Below are 18,377 nucleotides of genomic sequence, written 5' to 3' on the forward strand. Positions count from 1 at the left end.
GAGCGGGTCGGTGTCAGACCGCGAGGCCGCCGGCCGGCGTACGGCGACGACGCAGCGCCACCGCACCGGCGCCCAGGCCGCCGAGCAGCAGGATCGAACCGGCCGCCATGCCGCCGCCGGACAGCGCCATGCCGCCACCGCCGGTGTGCACGCCGCCGTGCGGCTGCTTGCCGTGCCACGAACCCGCTTCACCCTGCTGGGCGGTGGCCTCGTCCGACGAGCTGCTGTCGCCGGCCGCGGCCGAGTCGTTGGAGGTGGCGGAGCTGTCGGAGCCGGCGGCGCTGCTGTCGGTGCCGGCGGCGCTGCTGTCGGTGCCCGCGGCGCCGCTGTTGTTGTTGGACGAGTGGCTGGAGGAGTGCGACGAACCGTGGCTGCTCGGGTCGTACGCGTTGACGGCACCCGTCGCGTGGGCGGCCGGGGCGGCGATGGCGAGGACTGCGGAGAGAGCAGCTCCGGCGAAAAGGGTGCGGGCAGTGCGCATGGTGAGGGTTCCTTCCGTCGCGCATGCGTCGGATGACAGGCCGTCAACCGAAGGGTGCGCAGTAGCGACATCCTCACCGTCGGTCATGCACGGGCAGCGCGCCACCGGAGAGGGCCGCAAGGGGGTGGTCCTTGCGCCCTCCGGGTGGTGCGCCGCGCCGCGGGACCTCAGCCGCCGAGGCGCTCCCAGCGGTAGAACTCGCGCGCCATGGCGTCCTTCGGGGACCGCCAGGTCGCCGGGTCGTAGGCGCTGACGTGCGACGACAGCCGCTCGCTGATGTTCTTGAACTCCGGGTGCGAGGCGTGCTCGGCGACCGCGGGTCCGGGCGGGCCGTCGGCCTCGATCAGATGGAAGTACAGGTCGCCGAACTGGAACAGGCTGCGGCCCTTGACCCCGATCAGCCGCGGCAGCTCGCCGCGGTCGGAGTCGGTGAAGACCTCGGCGATGTCGTCGGCCGAGCCGGGTGCCATACGGGCGACGATCAGGGCGCGGTGCACGGTCACGTCCTCTCTCCTGCTTGCTGCGGTGGGTGCGGGGGAGCCCGGGCGGGTGCGGCCCGCCCGGGCACGGCGTCAGTTGGGGACGGCGACCTGCTCGCGGGCGCGCTGCTCGATCTTGTCCCTGATCAGCTCCAGCTGGACGGCGGAGTTCGCGTTGATCCTGGCGGTCATCCCGGCGTCGTCGACGGGGGCCTCCGGCTTCATCGCGAAGTCCTGCACCCAGCGCATCCGGGTGCCGCCCGGGACCTCGTGGTAGCTCCAGAAGATCTCCATGAAGTCGAACGGGCCGGTCTCGACCCGGCGGGCGGTGACCGTACGGGTCTCGGGCACCGGCTCGCGCTCGGAGACCCAGCTCCACACGGTGCCGTTCTCGTCCGGGTGCATCGTCAGCCGGAAGGTGGTCTTGCGGCCCTGGCGCTCCAGGATCTCCACCGACGCGTATTCGCTGAACAGCTGCGGCCAGTGCTCCAGGTCGTTCGTCATGTCCCAGACGAGGTCGAGCGGGGCGCCGACGGTGATCTCGTTCTCGGTGTGCGCGGCCATGGCTCAAGCCCTCGCCTTCAGCACGTCGTTGACGACGTCGAGCAGCTCCCGGGGGGTCCGGCAGGCGTCGGCGTCGGCGGGGATGGTGGCGCCGTGCTCGTTCTCCAGCGCGCCGACGATGCCGAGCAGGCCCAGCGAGTCCAGGCCGAAGTCGGCGAACGGCGTGTCGGACTGGAGCTCCAGGTCGGCCGGGTCGACGATGACGCCGGCCCGGCGCTCCATGAGCGAGGCCAGTTCCGCGTAGGTGAGTTCGGTGTGCATGAGCGGCTCCTTGCGTGGAGGGGAGTGGTGCGGAGTTGGGGACGTACGGTCGGAGGGTCAGGGACGGGCGTCGGCGCCGTGCCGCAGCACCAGTGCCGAGTTCGAGCCGAGCAGCCCGCGGCTGAGCACCAGGGCGGTGCGCAGATCGGCCTGCCTGGCATGGCCGGTGACCAGGTCGAGGCCGCCGGTCACGTCCGTGACGTTCGGGGTGGGAGGCACGACGCCGTGCTCCATGGCCAGCACCGCGCAGGCGGTGTCCAGCGCCGAGGCGCCGCAGTAGGCACGCCCGGTACCGGTCTTGGGGGCGGTCACCGGGACCCGGGCCGCGTGCCGGCCGAGCACGTCGGCCAGCGCCAGCGCCTCGGCGCGGTCGGCCGCGGGCACGCCGAGCGCGTCGGCGAAGACCACGTCGACCTCCTCCGGCGCGATCCCGGCCTCGTCCAGCGCGCCGCGGATCGCGTGCGCCAGGCCTTCCCGCGAGGCCGCCCAGTCGGCGGACCCGGTGAAGGTCGCGGCGTGCCCGGCGATCACCGCGCGGGCGGTGACACCGCGTTCGCGGGCCGCTGTCTCCTCCTCGGCCACGAACATCGCACCGCCCTCGGCCGGCACGAAGCCGCAGGCGCGGTCGGTGAACGGCAGATACGCCTGCTGCGGGTCGCGGACCGTGCTCAGCTCCGGATAGCCCAGCTGGCAGACGATCGAGTACGGCGCGAGCGGCGCCTCGGTGGCGCCGAGCACCATCGCGTCGGTGCCGCCGCGGATGCTGCGGGCCGCGTGCGCGAAGGCGTCGAGACCACCGGCCTCGTCGCCGGCGACCACCCCGCACGGGCCCTTGAAACCGCCGCGGATGGATATCTGGCCGGTGCTCGCCGCGTAGAACCAGGCGATGGACTGGTAGGGCCCGACGAACCGCGGCCCGCGGCCCCACAGTTGCTGCAGCTCGCGCTGGCCGAACTCGCCGCCGCCGGAACCCGCCGCGGTGACCACGCCGATGGCGAACTCGCCGGCGCCCGCGGCGTCCAGGGCCGCGTCTCTCAGCGCCATGTCGGCGGCGGCCATCGCGAAGTGGCTGAAGCGGTCGGTCTGCACCAGGAAGCGCTCCTCGACCAGCGTCGCCGGGTCGAAGCCGTGCACCTCGCCGGCGACGGCCAGCGGCAGCTCGCCGCAGCCCTCCCTGGTGACCGGGCCGAGCGCGCTGACGCCCTCCTTGGTGGCCTTCCAATACGCGTCCGCGCCGATCCCGGTGGGCGCGATCACCCCCATCCCGGTGATCACCGCACGGCGCTGCTCGTCCTGCCTGCTCGGCTTGGCGGTCATCGGTTCGACTCCTCCCGGTTGAGGACCACGGCGGACTGGAAGCCGCCGAAGCCGCTGCCGACGGACAGCACGGTCCGCAACGGCATCTCGCGCGCGGTCCTCGGCACGTAGTCGAGGTCGCACTCGGGGTCGGGGGTCTCGTAGTTGGCGGTCGGAGGCACCACACCGTGCTCCATCGCCAGTGCGCAGGCGGCCAGTTCGATGGCGCCGATCGCACCCAGGGAGTGCCCGACCATGGACTTGATCGAACTCATCGGGGTCCTGCGGGCGTGCTCGCCCAGCGACCGCTTGACGGCCGCCGTCTCGTGCCGGTCGTTCTGCTTGGTGCCCGAGCCGTGGGCATTGACGTAGTCCACGGCGGTGCGGTCGATCCTGCCGTGCGCCAGCGCGCGGTCGATGGCCCGCGACATCTCAAGGCCCTCACGGGTCAGCCCGGTCATGTGGTGGGCGTTGCCGAACGAGGCATAGCCCCTGACCTCGCAGTACACCCGGGCGCCGCGGGCCCTGGCGTGCTCCAGCTCCTCAAGGACCAGCACTGCGCCGCCCTCACCGAGGACGAAGCCGTCCCGGTTGGCGTCGAACGGGCGGGAGGCGTGCTCGGGGTCGTCGTTGTTCGGCGAGGTCGCCTTGATGGCGTCGAAGCAGGCCACTGTGATCGGCGAGATCGGCGAGTCCGACGCGCCGGCTATGCAGATGTCGGCGCGGCCCTCCTCGATGGTCTGGAAGGCGTAGCCGACCGCGTCAAGACCCGAGGTGCAGCCGGTGGAGACCGTCTGGACCGGGCCGTGCGCGCCGACCTGCTCGGCGACCTCCGCGGACAGCGCGCTGGGCGAGAACGCCCGGTGCAGATGCGGCAGCGCCGGCCTGTGGTCCACGTCCCACCGGTCTCCGCCCGCGCTGACCAGGGCGTAGTCCTGTTCGAGCCGGGTGGTGCCGCCCACCGCGGTGCCCAGTGACACCCCGATGCGCCAGGGGTCCTCGGCCCGCGGGTCGAGGCCCGCGTCGTGCAGCGCCTCGTCGGTCGCCGCCATCGCGAACTGCACGTAGCGGTCGGCGCGGGACAGCTGCCGCGCGTCCAGGCCGCAGGCGGCCGGGTCGAAGTCGCACTCCGCGGCTATTCGGGACCGGAAGCCGGCGGCGTCGAAGCGGGTGATGGCCCGGGTCGCCGTCCGTCCGGCGGTGAGCAGGTCCCAGAAAGCGGGCACGCCCACCCCGCCGGGGGCGACGACGCCGACCCCGGTCACCGCCACCCGCCGGGTCACGAGACCGCCCCCGCCGCTTCCGGGGGCCGCGCCGCGCTCGGCCGGGCACCGTCGGCGACCAGCGGGTTGCCCGCGGCGTCCTCGGTGTCGACGTGGCCCAGCTCGGGGCGCGGCGCGAGCGGGCCGAGGTGGAAGACCATCCGCGCCTCGCTGTCACCGACATTGCGGAAGCGGTGGCGTACGTCCTTCGGGATCAGCAGCCCGTGGTCGGCGCTCAGCGCGTACGGCGTGCCGTCGAGGTCGACTTCGAGGTCGCCGCTGACCACGAAGACGAACTCCTCCGAGTAGGGGTGGTAGTGCTCGGCGATGCGCTCACCGCGCCGCACGATCGCCACACCCATGAATCCGCTGGTCGATCCGCTGACGGTCGGGGTGAGCATGGCGCGCAGATCACCACCGCGGCGCCGGTTGGGCTCGACATCATCGACGTGCACGATCCGAGGGGGCTGAGCGGTCATGAGGGTGCCTCCAGGTGAAGTCACTCCGGCCGCCGGGGAGTCGCGGCCGGCCCGCGCGTGCGGGAAAGCGGAACTGCGGTCACGAGTCCTGTGCGTGGCGATCGGTGACCAGGGTCATCTCCAGGTGCGCGAGCAGCTGCCCGCGGCCCCGGTCGTCGCCCAGGTCGCGGACGGCGTCCGGCAGTTCGAGCAGCCGGCCCAGCTCCGCGGCCAGGTCGCGGTCGGCGGTGCCGGTGGTCAGCGCCAGGTCCTCGTCGGCTGCCGCGGCCAGGTCGATCACCCGGACGACGACGTCGTCGCGCTGGAAGATCGTGCTGCGCACCAGCGAGCCGGTCGGGTCGGCCGCCGCGAGCTCGTCGGACCTGGCGAGCACCCGGGCCGCCGCGGCGCCGCTGCCGCCGAGGACCGGGTAGTGCAGCGCGTACCTGCGGACCTTGCCGGCGCGGTCGGCCTCCGCCACCGCCTCGTGCACCGCGGGCAGCCCGGCCCTGGTGAAGAACGCCCTGGCGGCCTCCGGGTCGGTCAGGTCGCGCTCCTCCTCCAGGTACGGGTTGATGGCCTCCTCGACCGCCCGCACCTCGGGCTGCTGCGCCACGTGCCGCAGTGCCGCGACCAGGTTGCCGCTGACCTCGACCGCGCGGACCACCCGGTTGCCGTGCATGAACAGCGTCGTCCTGCACAGCCGGGTGGCCGAGTCGACCCGCGCGGACGGGGAGGCGTAGTCGGCCAGCAGCTTGGCGACCTTCTCCTCGCTGCCCGGCCGGACGGTGAAGGTGATCGCGTGCCGGACGCGGCCGTCGCCGGCCCGCTCCGGACGCGGCGCCCGGTGCCCGGTGTGCCCGGCCACCGACGTCTCGCGCAGGATGTCGAACCGCAGCGAGCGGGTGTCGTTGACGCAGGAGTGCATCGGCTTGACCATCTCGCGGTGCTCCGGGCTGTCCACCCAGGCCAGGAAGGGCTCGGAGCTTTCCCACTCGCTGGTGATCAGCCACTGCGAGGGGTCCTCGATGGACTGGCACAGCTGGTCGCTGACGTGCCCGGGCACCGAGGCGACCTGGCTGCGCAGCAGCTCGTACGCGTCGAGGAAGCGCTCCTGCGCGCCCTTCTGGATGTCCAGCAGCAGGACCACGCGAAGCCGAGCGCACTCGGTGTCCTGCGCGCCTGCCGCGGTGCCCGCCGTCCCCGGCTCTTCGGACAGGATCGTCATCTTCCACTTCTCCTTCGACTGCCGATGTGCGGTGTGCGTTCTGCGTTCTGCGTTCCGCGAGGTGTGAGCACCGGCCGCCCGCGCTGCCGCGGCCGCCGGACGCGAGGGACGCCGGATCCGCACCGGTGTGCGTTTCCGCGGCCCTGAGCCTGATCGTGCTTCGATCCCACCAACGCCGCGAGAATTGCGGTCCATGCGGGCGAATGCGCCGCCAGGACACCGCCGCGCGCCGCCGACCGGGCAAGGAGAAGGCGGGACCGGACGACGGCGTGCCGGGCCCCTGGGCCGTGCCGCACCCGACGGCAGGCCCCAGCCGCACCGGCGGCCGACCGCCGCCGCGCCTCGCGTGCCCGTACAGGCTGGAGCAACAGATGCAACCGACGTCCGACGACCGTGTACCGGTCCTCATCACCGGCGGGTCCCTGGTGGGACTGTCGACCTCACTCTTCCTCGGCCGGCTCGGCGTGGACCACCTGCTGGTCGAGAAGCACGCCGCGACCTCCCACCACCCGCGCGGCCGCGGCAACAACGTGCGCACGATGGAGCTGTACCGGACGGCCGGCGTGGAGCCGGCGATCCGCGCGGCCGCGTCCGTCCTGTCCCGCAACCACGGCATCCTGCAGGCCGAGTCGCTGACCGGCGACAACCAGCGATGGCTCTTCCGGGAGATCGACCCGGGCGGCGGCCTCGCCGCCTTCAGCCCGTCGGGCTGGTGCCTGTGCAGCCAGAACGACCTGGAGCCGGTGCTGCTGAAGGAGGCCCGCGCGCTGGGCGCCGACATCCGCTTCGGCGTCGAGCTGCGGTCCTTCGAGCAGGACGCCGACGGCGTGACCGCGCAGGTCCTGCACCGCGACACCGGCGAGACCCGCACCGTGCGCGCCGACTACCTGGTCGCCGCCGACGGGCCGCGCAGCCCGGTGCGCGAGAGCCTGGGCATCGGCCAGACCGGCGCCGGCGAGCTGTTCCACAACGTGAGCGTCACCTTCCGCGCCAAGCGGCTCGCCGAGGTCGTCGGCGACCGCCACTTCATCGCCTGCTACCTGACCAACCCGGACGCCGACGGGGCGCTGCTGCCGGTCGACAACGAGGCCGAATGGGTCTTCCACCTGCCCTGGCACCCCGAACGCGGCGAGCCGCTCGAAGCCTTCACCGACGAGCGGTGCGCCGCGCACATCCGCACCGCGGTGGGGGTGCCGGGCCTGGAGGTCGAGATCACCGGAAAGGCACCGTGGCATGCCGCGGAAAGGGTGGCCGAGCGCTACTCGCGGGGCCGGGTGCTGCTGGCGGGCGACTCCGCCCACGAGATGTCGCCGACCGGCGCCTTCGGCTCCAACACCGGTATCCAGGACGCCCACAACCTGGCCTGGAAGCTCGCCGCGGTCCTCGGCGGCTGGGCGGGGCCCGGCCTGCTGGAGACCTACGGCGCCGAGCGGCGCCCGGTCGCGGTGGCCACCAGCGCCCGCGCCTCCCAGCGCTCGGCCGAGCACAGCCACCCCGGCTACGACGCCGCCCCGGCCGGCGGCAGCCGGCAGAGCGGTGTGCTGACCGTGGCGCTCGGCTACCGCTACCCGGCCGGCGCCGTCATCGGCGTCGACCCGCGGCGCCCGGTCGTCCCCGAGGGCCCGCCCGCCCCGCCGCCCGGCCCCGGCGGCACGGGCGGCCCGGTCGTCCCGACGGACCCGACCGTCCAGGGCCCCGGCAGCACCCCGGCCGAGCGGCCCCCGGGCGGCCCGGCCGTCCCGACCGCGTCCGGCGGCAAGGGCGGCAGGCCCGCGGGCGCGGCCGGCGGGCCGCGGCTGTGGCTGGGGGAGCCCGGCACGCGGGCGCCGCACCTGTGGGTCGACCGCGCCGGCGAGCGGGTCTCCACGCTCGACCTCTACGAGCGGGTGCCGGTGCTGCTGACCGGTGCCGGGAGCGCGGCCGGCGAGGCGTGGCACGGCGCCGCGGGCTCCGTCGCGAGTGAACTCGGGGTGCCGCTTGAGCGCTACCGGGTCGGCGCGGGCAAGGACGCCGACCTGGTGACCGAGCCCGGCGCGGACTGGTCCTCGGTGCACGGCACGGGCCAGGACGGCGCCCTGCTCGTACGCCCCGACGGCTTCGTCGCCTGGCGTGCCACCACCGGCTGCGCCGACCCGGCGGCCGAGCTGAGCGCCGTGCTGCGCCAGGTGCTCAGCCTGGACTGACCCCTACGGCGGTATACGAAAGCGGCGACGGCCGCCGGTGGATCACCGGCGGCCGTCGCCGCTTTCGGGGGGAGGTGCGGCAGGCGGACCGCCATCCAGGCCGCCCGCCGCACCTCCGGTCATGCCACCGGCAGCGGCTCCGCCGACGTGCTGAACGCCGCGTGCAGCCGGCGGGTGTGGTCCAGCTCCCGCACCTGCCCGGTCAGCGTGGCGATGACGGTCAGCCGCAGGTCCGTGGACGACGCGCCGAGCCGCAGCTCCAGCTCGCCGGGCTCCACGATGCGCCGCCCGGCCCGCCCGGTGAAGGACGCCAGGTCGGCCGGCACGGTGACCTCGACCCGGGCGGACTGCCCGGGTGCCAGGTCCACCCGCTGGTAGCCGATGAGGCGCTGCACCGGCTGCACCACGGAGGCGACCGGGTCGTGCAGGTACAGCTGCACCAGTTCGGTGCCCGCCCGCTCACCGGTGTTGCGCACGGTGAACGCGAGACGTATCTCGCCGTCCGTGCCGGCCTGCAGGTCCGGCACGTCCAGGTCGGTCCACTGGAAGGTGGTGTACGTCAGACCGTGGCCGAAGCCGAAGGCCGGCGTCGGGTCGATGTTCGACGTCGCGCTGGACTGGCCGAGCCTGGACGCCAGATACGTCGTCGGCTGGCTGCCGGACTGCCGCGGGATGCTGACCGGCAGGCGTCCGGAAGGCGCCACCCGGCCCGACAGCACACCGGCGACGGCGCCGGTGCCCTCCTCGCCGGGGAAGAACGTCTGCACGATCGCCGCGGCCTCGGTCACCGCCCGGCCGAGCACGTAAGGACGCCCCGCGAGCATGGTGACGACGACCGGGGTGCCGGTGTCGAGCAGCGTGTCCAGCAGCTGCTGCTGGACCCCGGGCAGCGCCAGCGACTCGGCGTCGCAGCCCTCACCGCTGGTACCGCGGCCGAAGAGGCCGGCACGGTCGCCGAGCGCCAGGACAACGATGTCCGCTTCCGCGGCCAGCCGCACGGCCTCCGCGAAGCCCTCGGTGCCTTCGGTGTCGATACCGCAGCCCGCGGCGGTGACGATCTCGCTGCCGGGGAATTCGGCGGCGAGCGCCTCGCGCAGCGTGGGCAGCTCGATGCCGAGCGGCATCTCCGGGTGCTGCCCGCCGACGTGCAAGGGGAAGGAGTAGCAGCCGAGCACCGCGGTGGGGACCTCGGCGTTGGGGCCGATGACCGCGATCCTGGCAGGCCCCGCGAGCGGCAGGGTGCCGTCGTTGCGCAGCAGGACGACACTGCGCTCGGCGATCTGCCGGGCGATGGCCCGGTTCTCCGCCGGGTCGAGGTCCACCAGGCCGCGCAGTGCGGCGGTGTCGTCGAGGTCGGCGTCGGCCAGTGCCTCGGGCACCGGGTCCCAGTCCGGGTCGAGCAGACCGAGCTGCACCTTCTGGACCAGGACGCGGCGCAGCGCCCGGTCGATGTGCGCCTCGGGGACCTGCCCGTCTGCCAGCGCCTTGAGCAGCGGCTCGCCGAACGCCTTGACGGTGGGCAGCTCGATGTCGACGCCCGCGGCGAGCGCGGCGCCGGCCGCCTCGCCGAGGGTGCCGGCCACACCGTGCAGCGTCTTGAGGAAGGCGATGCCGAAGTAGTCGGCGACGACCGTCCCGGTGAAGCCCCAGGTCTCACGCAGCAGCCCGGTCAGCAGCTCCTCGTCGGCGGCGGAGGGAATGCCGTCGGTGTCGGTGTAGGCGTGCATGACCGAGCGGACGCCGCTCTCGCGCAGCGCCATCTCGAACGGCGCCAGCATCACGTCGGCGCGCTCCCTGCTGCCCATGCCGACCGGCGCGAGGTTGCGGCCGGCGCGGGAGGCGGAGTAGCCCACGAAGTGCTTGAGCGTCGCCACGATCCCGGTGGACTCCAGGCCCTGGACGTAGGCGGTGCCGACCGTGCCGATGAGATACGGGTCCTCGCCGATGGTCTCCTCGACCCGTCCCCAGCGCGCGTCGCGCACCACGTCGAGCACCGGGGCCAGGCCCTGGTGCACGCCGACCGCGCGCATGTCGCGCCCGATCCGGGCCGCCATGGTGCGGACCAGCTCCGGGTCGAAGCTGGCACCCCACGACAGCGGCACGGGATAGGCGGTGGCGCCCCACGTCGCGAAGCCGGCCAGGCACTCCTCGTGCGCGACGGCCGGAATGCCGAAACGGTTCGCCGCGGCGATGCGGCGCTGGGTGCGCAGCAGCGACAGCGCGCCGAGCGCCGGGTCGACAGGCGCGGTGCCGTACGACCTGGTCAGCTGACCGAGCCCCTGCGGCAGCAGGCTCTCAAGGGTGACCGGTTCCTCCATCTCGTGCTGGTACGGGGCGACCTCGCCGCCTTCGTCGGACGCACCCACCCATATGCCGAACAGCTGCGAGACCTTTTCCGGCAGGGTCATCGCGGCGATCAGCGCGTCGGCCCGGTCTTCCGGGGCGAGGGAGGTGTTCCTCCATGGGGGAATAGCGGACTTGTTCTCTTCGGCCACGGTGCCGGTCACTTTCCTCCGACGCCCATGAGTCCCTGGACCAGGGCACGGCGGGCGAACAGGTAGACGATGAAGATGGGCAGCATCGACAGCACGACCGCGGCCAGCAGGCCGGGGATGTCGATGCCGTGCTCGGTCTGGAAGTTGAAGAGGCCGAGGGTGATGACCTTCGACGAGTCGGACTGGGTCAGGACCAGCGGGAAGAGGAAGCCGTTCCACGCCTGGAGGGCGGAGAAGACCACGATCGTGGACAGTCCGCTCTTGGACAGCGGGACCACCAGCTGGAAGAACACCCGCCACGGCGACGCGCCGTCCACGGCCATGGCCTCGTACAGCTCCGGGCTGATCTCCCGCATCACGCCGGTGAGGATCAGCGCGCACACGGGCAGCGAGAAGGCCGCGGTCGGCAGGATGACGCCGATCAGGTTGTCGTACAGGCCGGCCTTGCTGATGACGTAGAACATCGGCACGATCACCGCCTGGGCGGGGATCGCCAGGCCCAGCAGGAACAGCCGGAAGATCCCGGTGGTGATCCGGCCCTGGCTGCGGACGATCGAGTACGCCAGCGGAGGCACCACCAGCACCACGATCGCGACCACCGCGATGGTCACCACCAGGGTGTTCAGGAAGAAGTGGCCGAAGCCGTTCGAGAAGTCCTGCGTGTAGTTGTGCAGCGTGAAGTGCTTGGGGAAGGCCAGCGGCCCGTTCGACGAGTAGTCGGAGTGGTCCTGCAGGGTGGCCGCGAGCATCACGTACAGCGGCAGGCCGATCAGGAACAGCCAGACGAGCGAGCCGAGCCCGGCGAGATAGTTGGGACGGCGCTTCATCACAGGCCTTCCGTGGAACTGCGCATCTTGTCGTAACCGGAGACCTTGACGACGATGAGCGAGATGATCGTGGCGATGACCACCAGGACCAGGGCGATGGCCGAGCCGCCGCCGAAGTCGAAGCTCTTGAACGCCTGCTCGTACATGTAGTAAGCGCTGATCGTGGTGTCCGTACCGGGGCCGCCCTGGGTGAGGATCAGCACCGTGTCGAAGGTCGTGAGACCGCCGACGACCATCAGGATCATCGAGGTGATCATCGTCGTGCGCAGCTGCGGCAGCGTGATCGAGAAGAACTGCCGGACGGTGCCGGCGCCGTCGATCTCCGCGGCCTGGTAGAGCACCGGCGGGATCGCGCGGGTGGCGCCCTGGTAGATCAGCGTGTGGAACGGGGTGTACTGCCACGCGCCGACGAAGACCAGCACCCCGATGGCACTGGTCTGGTGACCGAACAGGTTGCCGTCGCCGAACAGCCATTTGGCCTGCGAGGGGACGCCGAAGTTCGGGTCGAGCAGCGCCCGCCACAGGATGGATATCGCGGTCGCCGACAGCAGCAGCGGAATGAAGTAGATCGCGGACAGGATCGCCCGGTTGCGCTGTTTGCCCGCCGCCCACACGCCCAGCAGGATGCTCAGCGGGGTCTGGACGACGACGCCGAGCACCGTGATCAGGACGCTGAGCCACAGGCTCTGGATCATGACGTGGTCGTGGATCAGCGCTTTCCAGTTGTCCAGGCCGGCGTACTGGGGCGAGCCCAGGCCGTCCCAGTCGGTGAAGGAGAGCACCGCGACCAGGACCAGCGGGACTACGGCGAAAAGCAGGAAGAACAGGGTGGCGGGCGCCGCCCAGGCAAAGCCTGGGCGGGCCACGGCGGCGCCGGACCGGCGTACGGACCGGCGCCTTGCCACCCTGGGTTCAGCAGAGGTGGTCATGTGAGGATCCCGGTTCAGGATGTGGGCAGGGCCTGCATGGCCTTGATGAAGCCGTCGGCGTCGAGCTTGCCGTCGAAGAACTGCTGCACCGCGGTGTGCATGGCCTCACTGGCCGTCTGCGGGTAGGCCTGGTCCCACGAGAGCTGGAACGAGGGCGCGGCCTTGACCAGGTCGTACTGGAACTTCGAGTAGTCCGGGATGGCCGCGGTGCTCAGGAAGTTCACCGTGTTGGTGGTGGTCGGCAGGTTGCCGATCGCCATCTGCGCCTTCACGAACTCGTCGCTGTACTGCAGCTTCAGGAACTGCGCGACCGCGTCCGGGTACTTGGTCTTCTTCAGCACCGAGTAGAAGTTGTTCGTGTTGCCGACGATGTCGGTCGGGTCGCCCTTGCCCCCGCTGACGGTCGGGAAGGAGCTGTAGCCCAGGCCGGTCTTGGCGAAGTCCGGGTTGTCCGTCTGCTGCTGCGAGTAGTACCAGGAGCCCATGAGCTCGAAACCGGCCTTGCCCTGCGCGACCAGCGCGACCGAACCGCCGTCGGTGTACTTGACCGAGTCGTAGTTGCTGCCGAACGCGCCCGCGTCGATCAGTTCCTTCAGCTTCGCCAGCGCGGCGCGGCTGTCGGCGCTGTCCCAGGCGGACTTGTCGCCGCCCATGGCCTTCTCGAACAGGCCCGGTCCGGCTATGCGGTCGTACATGTACTCGTACCACATCAGCGTCGGCCACTGGTCACCGCCGCCGAGCGCGATGGGGGTGATGTGCTTGGCCTTGAGGACCTTGACCGCGCTGATCAGGTCGTCCCAGGTCTTGGGCTCGGTCACGCCCGCGTCGGACAGGACCTTCTTGTTGTTGAACAGCAGGACCGGCTGGGTGCCGCGCATCGGCACGCCGTAGGACTTGCCGTCCACGTTCGCGCTGTTGAACACCGACGGCAGGAAGTTGGACTTCAGGCCTGGGTCCTTGGCGATCATGTCGTCGAGCGGCAGCAGAAGGCCCGCCTTGACGAAGGGCGCGATGCTGCCGCCGCCCCAGTTGAAGAAGACGTCCGGCGCCTGCTTGGTGTTGATGATCGTCTGCAGCTTCTGCTGGTAGTCCGCACCAGGGATGGTCTGGAGGACCGCCTTGACCTTCGAGGTCTTGTTGAACGTGTCGACGATCTGCTTCTCGACCTTGTTGCTCGCGTCCCCGTACACGAGAACCTTGAAGCTGCCAGAGCTGCTGCTGCCGGAGTCGCCGCCGCCGCACGCGGCCAGTGTCAGCCCGAGGGTGAGCACGACGCTGCCGGCCACGGCACGGGGAAGCCATCTCTTCTTCATCGTCCAGCCTTTCGAAATATTTCGGCACCGTCGCCGAAAATTGCTGCGCGGTGTGACGCTAAGGTGCCGCTACGAAAGGGTCAACCCTCATGGTCCGGGTTATCAAAGCGTTACGCACAGATGTGCCGTACGCTGCGCTCTTATGGATGAAGAGGTGGACGAGAGTCGGGTCACGCTCGCCCAGGTCGCCGAAACTGCCGGGGTCTCGATCTCGACAGTTTCGAAGGTGCTGAACGGTCGTCAGGACGTCTCCGCGCTGACAAGGTTGAAGGTAGAACGACTACTGGAGCTGCACGGCTACCGGCGGAACTCCCGCGGCGCGCCCGAGGCGCCGCTGATCGAGATCGTCTTCCACGAGCTGGACGCCATCTGGGCGATGGAGCTGATCCTCGGCGTCGAGAAGGTCGCCAAGGAGATCGGCGCCAGCGTGGTGCTCACCGAGAGCGGCACCCGCCACTCGCCGGGCACCGAGTGGATCGAGGGGGTGCTCAGGCGCCGGCCGCTCGGCGTCGTCCTGGTCTTCTCGGCGCTGCCGCACGAGTTCAAGCAGCAGCTGCGGTCCCGGTCCATCCCGTTCGTGATCATCGATCCGGCCGGCGACCCGGAGACCGACGTGCCCTCGGTCGGGTCCGCGAACTGGTCCGGCGGCCTGGCCGCGACCCGCCACCTGATCGAGCTCGGCCACCGGCGGGTCGGAATCATCACGGGTCCCGAGGACATGATGTGCTCGCTGGCCCGCCTCGACGGCTTCCGCTCCGCGATGACGACCGCCGGCATCGACATCGACCCCGAGCTGATCGCCTTCGGCGACTTCCACGTCGAGGGCGGCTACGAGCAGGCCATGCGGATGCTGGGCAGGCCCGACCGGCCCACGGCCATCTTCGCGGGCAGCGACCTGCAGGCCATCGGCGTCCTCGAAGCGGCCGGCGCGCACGGCCTGCGCACCCCCGCCGACCTGTCGGTGGTCGGCTACGACGACGTCGCCGTCGCCCAGTGGTCCCGCCCCGCGCTGACCACCGTGCGGCAGCCGCTGCGCAGGATGGCGGAGGAGGCCTCGCGGATGATCCTGCGGCTGCGGGCCGCGCCGGCCAGCACGTCGACCACCCGGATGGAACTCGCCACCAGCCTGGTGATCAGGCGGAGCACCGCTCCGCCGTCGTGACCCGCGCCGCCGGCCGGGCCCGGGACTCCGGCGGGTGTCAGGACACCCGCTGGACCGCGACGATGGCCACGTCGTCGCCGAGCCGCCGTCCCACGTGCTGGAGGAGGTCCGCGGTGAGCACCTCGATCAGCTCGTCGGGCGGCAGGCCCGGCCACCCGGCGAGCCGGTCGGCGAGCGGGTAGAAGGCGCCGAGGCCGTCGCGGGCCTCGATGACCCCGTCGGTGTAGAGCAGCAGGACATCGCCGACGGTGAGGTCGTAGCGGTCGACGTACTGGGCATCGGCGGTGAGGTCGCCGAGGCCGAGCGGCATGGCCGGCCGCCGGGCGTCCAGCTGGAGCACCTCCCCGTGGCGCAGCAGGATCGGCGAGGGGTGCCCGCAGTTCACGACCGCGAGGGCGTCGCCGTCCGCCTCGATGTCCACCATGACGGCGGTCACGAAGCGCTCGAGGAAGTCGGGGTCGCCGGGCGCGACGGGATCGGCGTCCGCGTCCGCTTCGGCGTGGGCGGGCTGCGGCGGCGGGGCGTCGGCGAGGTCGGTCAGGTCCTCGCGCAGATTCCGGTCGAGGTAGCCGGGCAGCGCGGGCAGCGAGGTGCGGCGGCGGTTGGCGCGGCGGAAGGCGGCGAGCAGCATGCTGGCGACCTCGACCGCGGCCAGGCCCTTGCCCTGGACGTCGCCGACCAGCACCCGGACCCGGCCGCCGCCGAGGTCGGCGGTGGCGTAGAGGTCGCCGCCGATGGCCGCCTCCTGGTCGGCGGCCATGTAGGTCGAGGCGATGGCGAACCGCCCGAGCCGCTTGGGCAGCGGGCGCAGGAGTGCCCGCTGGGTCACGCCCGCGACCCAGCGGGCCTGGGCGAGTTCGCTCTCGCGTCTCCTGCGGACCCGGGCCGCCATCACGGAGGCGGCGCCGATCAGGACACCGGTGGACATCGTGACCGGGAAGTTGGCGGTGCCCAGCTGGTTGTTGCCCATGGCGGCGAGCACCAGGCTGGGGACGGTTGCCACGGCGACGGCAAGGACGGCGCCCGGCCCGAGGAAGACCGCGGACAGCGCGGGCACCACCAAGATCAGTCCGCTGATGCGGATGGCGGGCCCCGCGGCGTCGTCGATGACCACCAGCAGCACAAGAAGGAGCAGCAGAGCCGCGAGCCGGGCCGGTGGTGAGCGCACGAGCCCAGACAGGCGCGGCCGGTCCGCAGTGCCGCTCGGTGCCATACGTCAAAACTACCGCCGCGGGCCGCACCTCACCTGTCCACGGCACCGGCGGGGGCGCGGGTCACGACGGCGGGGGCGGTGATCGGCCGGGTGGCGGCGGTGTTCCGTCCGGGTGGCGGCGCGGAACGCGGCGGCGGAGCGGTGTTCCGCGGGCGCGATCACCCAACCAGCGGTTTCCCCGGCCCCGCCGCGTGGCACAGGCCGCCCCCGCGGCCCGCGCCGGTTAGTGTCGCGCTGCCGCCGGACCCCGCGGTGCCGCCCCGCGCGCCCTCGGCCCGCCCCTCGCCGGCGGGAAACGCCGCGGCACCAGCCGAGCCAGGAGCAGACCATCACGCAGCAGCCGCCGGCCCCCGCCGACGCCCCGCCGGGCAGCCGGCCGAAGGAGGCCGACGCGCTGCGGGACATGCTGCGCCGCCCCGAATACCGGAAGGCACTGGTCTTCAGCGCGCTGATCGGCATCCCGGTGTCGCTGGCCGCTTTCTGGTTCCTGGCCGGGCTGCACGAGCTGGAACGCCTCATCTGGACCGACTGGCCCCACCACCTCGGCCACCGGCACGCACCCTGGTGGTGGCCGCTGCCCGCGGCCGCCGTCGCCGGCGTCGGCACCGGCCTGGTCGTCGTGCGCCTCCCCGGCCGCGGCGGCCACATCCCGGCCGCCGGGCTGCACTCCGGCGGCGCCACCAAGGCCGCGCTGCCCGGTGTCGTCCTCGCCGCGCTCTTCTGCCTGCCCTTCGGCGCCGTCCTCGGCCCCGAGGCCCCGCTGATCGCCCTCGGCGGCGGCCTCGCGCTGCTCTTCCGCGACCTGGCCCGCGCCCCGGCGACCCGGGCGAGCAGCACACTGCTCGGCGCGGCGGGCGCCGCCGCGGCCATCGCCGCGATCTTCGGCAATCCGCTGGTCGCCGCGGTCATGCTGATGGAGGTCGCCGGCGTCGGCGGCCCGCAGCTCTTCGCCGTCATGCTGCCCGCGCTGCTGTCCAGCGGCGTCGGCGCCGTCGTCTTCACCGGCTTCGGCCACTGGACCGGACTCAAGACCGGCAACCTCGACATCGGCCTGCCCGCGCCGCCGCTGCTCGACGCCGGCGACGTGGTCTGGTCGCTGCTGATGGCGGTGCTGATCGGCACCGCCGTCCACTACGTGACGGTGGCCGGCCGCCATGCCGCGGTCCTCGTCGCGGCACACCCGCTGGTTACCACCGTGCTGTGCGCGCTGGCCGTCGGCGGCTGCGCCTCCGCCTACGCGGGAATCACCGGCCGCTCACCGACCGACGTCGCCCTGTCCGGCCAGGCCACCCTCCCGCAACTGGCCGCAGACCCGCACTCCTGGCCGGTCGGCGCGCTGATCGCCGTCCTGGTCCTCAAGGCCGCGGCGTACGCGATCAGCCTCGGCAGCCTGCGCGGCGGGCCGGTCTTCCCCGCGCTCTTCCTCGGCGGGGCGGCCGGGGTGCTGCTCGCCCCGCTGCCCGGCTTCGGCGTCGTGCCCGCGATGGCCGCCGGCATGGCCGCGGCCACCGCCGCGGCCATGCGCCTGCCGGTCAGCACGGTGGTCCTGGTCGCCCTGCTGCTCGGCCACACCGGCTCGCTCCCGGTCGTGATCCTCGCGGCGGTCACCGCCTTCGTGACCACGGAACTGCTGCCCGAGGGCCCGCGGATCCCGCCCTACCGGACGCGCGGCGGCTGACCCGGGCGCCCCGGTCAGCCGAGCATCGGCTGCAGCGCGCCCTCCAGGGTCAGCAGCTCGCGCTTGCGCTCCAGGCCGCCGGCGTATCCCTTGAGTGATCCGTCGGAGCCGATCACCCGGTGGCAGGGCCTGACGATCGACACCGGGTTCGCGCCGATCGCCGCACCCAGCGCGCGGACCTCGGCCGGCGGCACACCCACCCTGCGGGCGATCTCGCCGTAAGTGGTGGTCGTCCCGTACGGCACGTCCTCCAGCGCCTCCCAGATCCGCTGCCGGAATTCCGAGCCGGTGCCGCTGTCGGCGAACGGGATGTCGAAGGCGGTCAGGCCGCCGGTGAAATAGGCGTCGAGCTGCCGGGCGATCCCGGCGAACGCCGCGGGGTCGTGCACCCAGTCCTCGCCGATGGCGGGCGCGTTCTTCTGCCCGGCCATCGTCAGCCAGGCCAGCGCGGTGGGCCCGCCGGGCGCCGCGGACTTCTCGCCGACCAGCAGGAGCGGACCGATCGGGCTGTCGATCGTGGTGTGGACGGTCACGGTGCTCTCCTTCGT

17 protein-coding genes are annotated in these 18,377 nt (G+C 72.5%); 3 read left to right on the forward strand and 14 right to left on the reverse strand.

Going from position 1 to position 18,377, the window contains the following annotated elements; translation table 11 throughout:
- Positions 1-13 precede the first annotated feature (13 nt).
- From OG900_36865 to OG900_36900, 8 genes are all read right to left on the reverse strand, one after another.
- Positions 14-481, reverse strand: a complete 468-nt coding sequence (locus OG900_36865) for a hypothetical protein (GenBank protein WUH95186.1) — start codon at positions 479-481, stop codon at positions 14-16.
- 167 nt (positions 482-648) lie between these two features.
- Positions 649-978: a TcmI family type II polyketide cyclase gene (locus OG900_36870; GenBank protein ID WUH96059.1), complete on the reverse strand. Its 330-nt coding sequence runs from the start codon at positions 976-978 to the stop codon at positions 649-651.
- A gap of 75 nt (positions 979-1,053) precedes the next feature.
- Entirely contained in the window at positions 1,054-1,524 is a 471-nt protein-coding gene (locus OG900_36875; protein ID WUH95187.1) for an SRPBCC family protein, read from the reverse strand.
- A 3-nt stretch (positions 1,525-1,527) separates the two neighbouring features.
- A complete protein-coding gene (locus tag OG900_36880; GenBank protein WUH95188.1) occupies positions 1,528-1,785 on the reverse strand; it encodes an acyl carrier protein in 258 nt (85 codons plus the stop codon).
- Between the two features lie 57 nt (positions 1,786-1,842).
- Positions 1,843-3,102 carry a ketosynthase chain-length factor gene (locus OG900_36885; protein WUH95189.1) on the reverse strand — a complete coding sequence of 420 codons (1,260 nt, stop codon included), beginning with the start codon at positions 3,100-3,102 and terminating at the stop codon, positions 1,843-1,845.
- The gene (locus tag OG900_36890) at positions 3,099-4,364 is read right to left on the reverse strand and encodes a beta-ketoacyl-[acyl-carrier-protein] synthase family protein (protein ID WUH95190.1); all 1,266 of its coding nucleotides are present in this window, start codon (positions 4,362-4,364) and stop codon (positions 3,099-3,101) included. Before OG900_36890 ends, OG900_36885 begins: the two co-directional genes overlap by 4 nt.
- Positions 4,361-4,822, reverse strand: a complete 462-nt coding sequence (locus tag OG900_36895) for a cupin domain-containing protein (GenBank protein ID WUH95191.1) — start codon at positions 4,820-4,822, stop codon at positions 4,361-4,363. The genes OG900_36890 and OG900_36895 overlap by 4 nt, the downstream gene beginning before the upstream one ends.
- Before the next feature lie 79 nt (positions 4,823-4,901).
- Complete coding sequence (locus tag OG900_36900; protein WUH95192.1) at positions 4,902-6,029, reverse strand: antibiotic biosynthesis monooxygenase; 1,128 nt, start codon at positions 6,027-6,029, stop codon at positions 4,902-4,904.
- A 371-nt stretch (positions 6,030-6,400) separates the two neighbouring features.
- Between OG900_36900 and OG900_36905 the strand changes: the two genes are divergently transcribed.
- Complete coding sequence (locus OG900_36905) at positions 6,401-8,212, forward strand: FAD-dependent monooxygenase (protein ID WUH95193.1); 1,812 nt, start codon at positions 6,401-6,403, stop codon at positions 8,210-8,212.
- A gap of 119 nt (positions 8,213-8,331) precedes the next feature.
- On the opposite strand, the gene OG900_36910 is transcribed toward OG900_36905, so the two are convergent.
- The 4 genes from OG900_36910 to OG900_36925 form a co-directional block, all read right to left on the reverse strand.
- Positions 8,332-10,620 carry a glycoside hydrolase family 3 C-terminal domain-containing protein gene (locus OG900_36910; GenBank protein ID WUH96060.1) on the reverse strand — a complete coding sequence of 763 codons (2,289 nt, stop codon included), beginning with the start codon at positions 10,618-10,620 and terminating at the stop codon, positions 8,332-8,334.
- 95 nt (positions 10,621-10,715) lie between these two features.
- A complete protein-coding gene (locus OG900_36915; protein WUH95194.1) occupies positions 10,716-11,534 on the reverse strand; it encodes a carbohydrate ABC transporter permease in 819 nt (272 codons plus the stop codon).
- Positions 11,534-12,463: a sugar ABC transporter permease gene (locus tag OG900_36920; protein WUH95195.1), complete on the reverse strand. Its 930-nt coding sequence runs from the start codon at positions 12,461-12,463 to the stop codon at positions 11,534-11,536. The genes OG900_36915 and OG900_36920 overlap by 1 nt, the downstream gene beginning before the upstream one ends.
- 14 nt (positions 12,464-12,477) lie before the next feature.
- A complete protein-coding gene (locus OG900_36925; protein WUH95196.1) occupies positions 12,478-13,776 on the reverse strand; it encodes an extracellular solute-binding protein in 1,299 nt (432 codons plus the stop codon).
- 142 nt (positions 13,777-13,918) lie between these two features.
- Here OG900_36925 and OG900_36930 point away from each other — a divergent pair, with 142 nt between their 5' ends.
- Positions 13,919-14,938, forward strand: coding sequence for a LacI family DNA-binding transcriptional regulator (locus tag OG900_36930; GenBank protein WUH95197.1), 1,020 nt, complete (start codon positions 13,919-13,921; stop codon positions 14,936-14,938).
- Between the two features lie 37 nt (positions 14,939-14,975).
- On the opposite strand, the gene OG900_36935 is transcribed toward OG900_36930, so the two are convergent.
- Positions 14,976-16,106 (reverse strand): serine/threonine-protein phosphatase, encoded by a 1,131-nt coding sequence (locus OG900_36935; protein WUH95198.1) that lies wholly within the window; start codon positions 16,104-16,106, stop codon positions 14,976-14,978.
- Positions 16,107-16,554: 448 nt separating this feature from the next.
- Between OG900_36935 and OG900_36940 the strand changes: the two genes are divergently transcribed.
- Positions 16,555-17,829, forward strand: a complete 1,275-nt coding sequence (locus tag OG900_36940; GenBank protein ID WUH95199.1) for a chloride channel protein — start codon at positions 16,555-16,557, stop codon at positions 17,827-17,829.
- Between the two features lie 14 nt (positions 17,830-17,843).
- Here OG900_36940 and OG900_36945 read toward each other — a convergent pair whose 3' ends face one another.
- Entirely contained in the window at positions 17,844-18,362 is a 519-nt protein-coding gene (locus OG900_36945) for a methylated-DNA--[protein]-cysteine S-methyltransferase (GenBank protein WUH95200.1), read from the reverse strand.
- Positions 18,363-18,377 lie beyond the last annotated feature (15 nt).

It is taken from the genome of Streptomyces sp. NBC_00433 (genome assembly GCA_036015235.1).
Lineage (GTDB): Bacteria > Actinomycetota > Actinomycetes > Streptomycetales > Streptomycetaceae > Actinacidiphila.

What these genes read in the sequence shown, in the direction of transcription:
- OG900_36865 (WUH95186.1), bottom strand. Translation starts at nt 481, where the DNA reads ATGCGCACTGCCCGCACCCTTTTCGCCGGAGCTGCTCTCTCCGCAGTC.
- OG900_36875 (WUH95187.1), bottom strand. Translation starts at nt 1,524, where the DNA reads ATGGCCGCGCACACCGAGAACGAGATCACCGTCGGCGCCCCGCTCGAC.
- OG900_36880 (WUH95188.1), bottom strand. Translation starts at nt 1,785, where the DNA reads ATGCACACCGAACTCACCTACGCGGAACTGGCCTCGCTCATGGAGCGC.
- OG900_36885 (WUH95189.1), bottom strand. Translation starts at nt 3,102, where the DNA reads ATGACCGCCAAGCCGAGCAGGCAGGACGAGCAGCGCCGTGCGGTGATC.
- OG900_36895 (WUH95191.1), bottom strand. Translation starts at nt 4,822, where the DNA reads ATGACCGCTCAGCCCCCTCGGATCGTGCACGTCGATGATGTCGAGCCC.
- OG900_36900 (WUH95192.1), bottom strand. Translation starts at nt 6,029, where the DNA reads ATGACGATCCTGTCCGAAGAGCCGGGGACGGCGGGCACCGCGGCAGGC.
- OG900_36905 (WUH95193.1), top strand. Translation starts at nt 6,401, where the DNA reads ATGCAACCGACGTCCGACGACCGTGTACCGGTCCTCATCACCGGCGGG.
- OG900_36910 (WUH96060.1), bottom strand. Translation starts at nt 10,620, where the DNA reads ATGACCCTGCCGGAAAAGGTCTCGCAGCTGTTCGGCATATGGGTGGGT.
- OG900_36915 (WUH95194.1), bottom strand. Translation starts at nt 11,534, where the DNA reads ATGAAGCGCCGTCCCAACTATCTCGCCGGGCTCGGCTCGCTCGTCTGG.
- OG900_36920 (WUH95195.1), bottom strand. Translation starts at nt 12,463, where the DNA reads ATGACCACCTCTGCTGAACCCAGGGTGGCAAGGCGCCGGTCCGTACGC.
- OG900_36925 (WUH95196.1), bottom strand. Translation starts at nt 13,776, where the DNA reads ATGAAGAAGAGATGGCTTCCCCGTGCCGTGGCCGGCAGCGTCGTGCTC.
- OG900_36930 (WUH95197.1), top strand. Translation starts at nt 13,919, where the DNA reads ATGGATGAAGAGGTGGACGAGAGTCGGGTCACGCTCGCCCAGGTCGCC.
- OG900_36940 (WUH95199.1), top strand. Translation starts at nt 16,555, where the DNA reads ATGCTGCGCCGCCCCGAATACCGGAAGGCACTGGTCTTCAGCGCGCTG.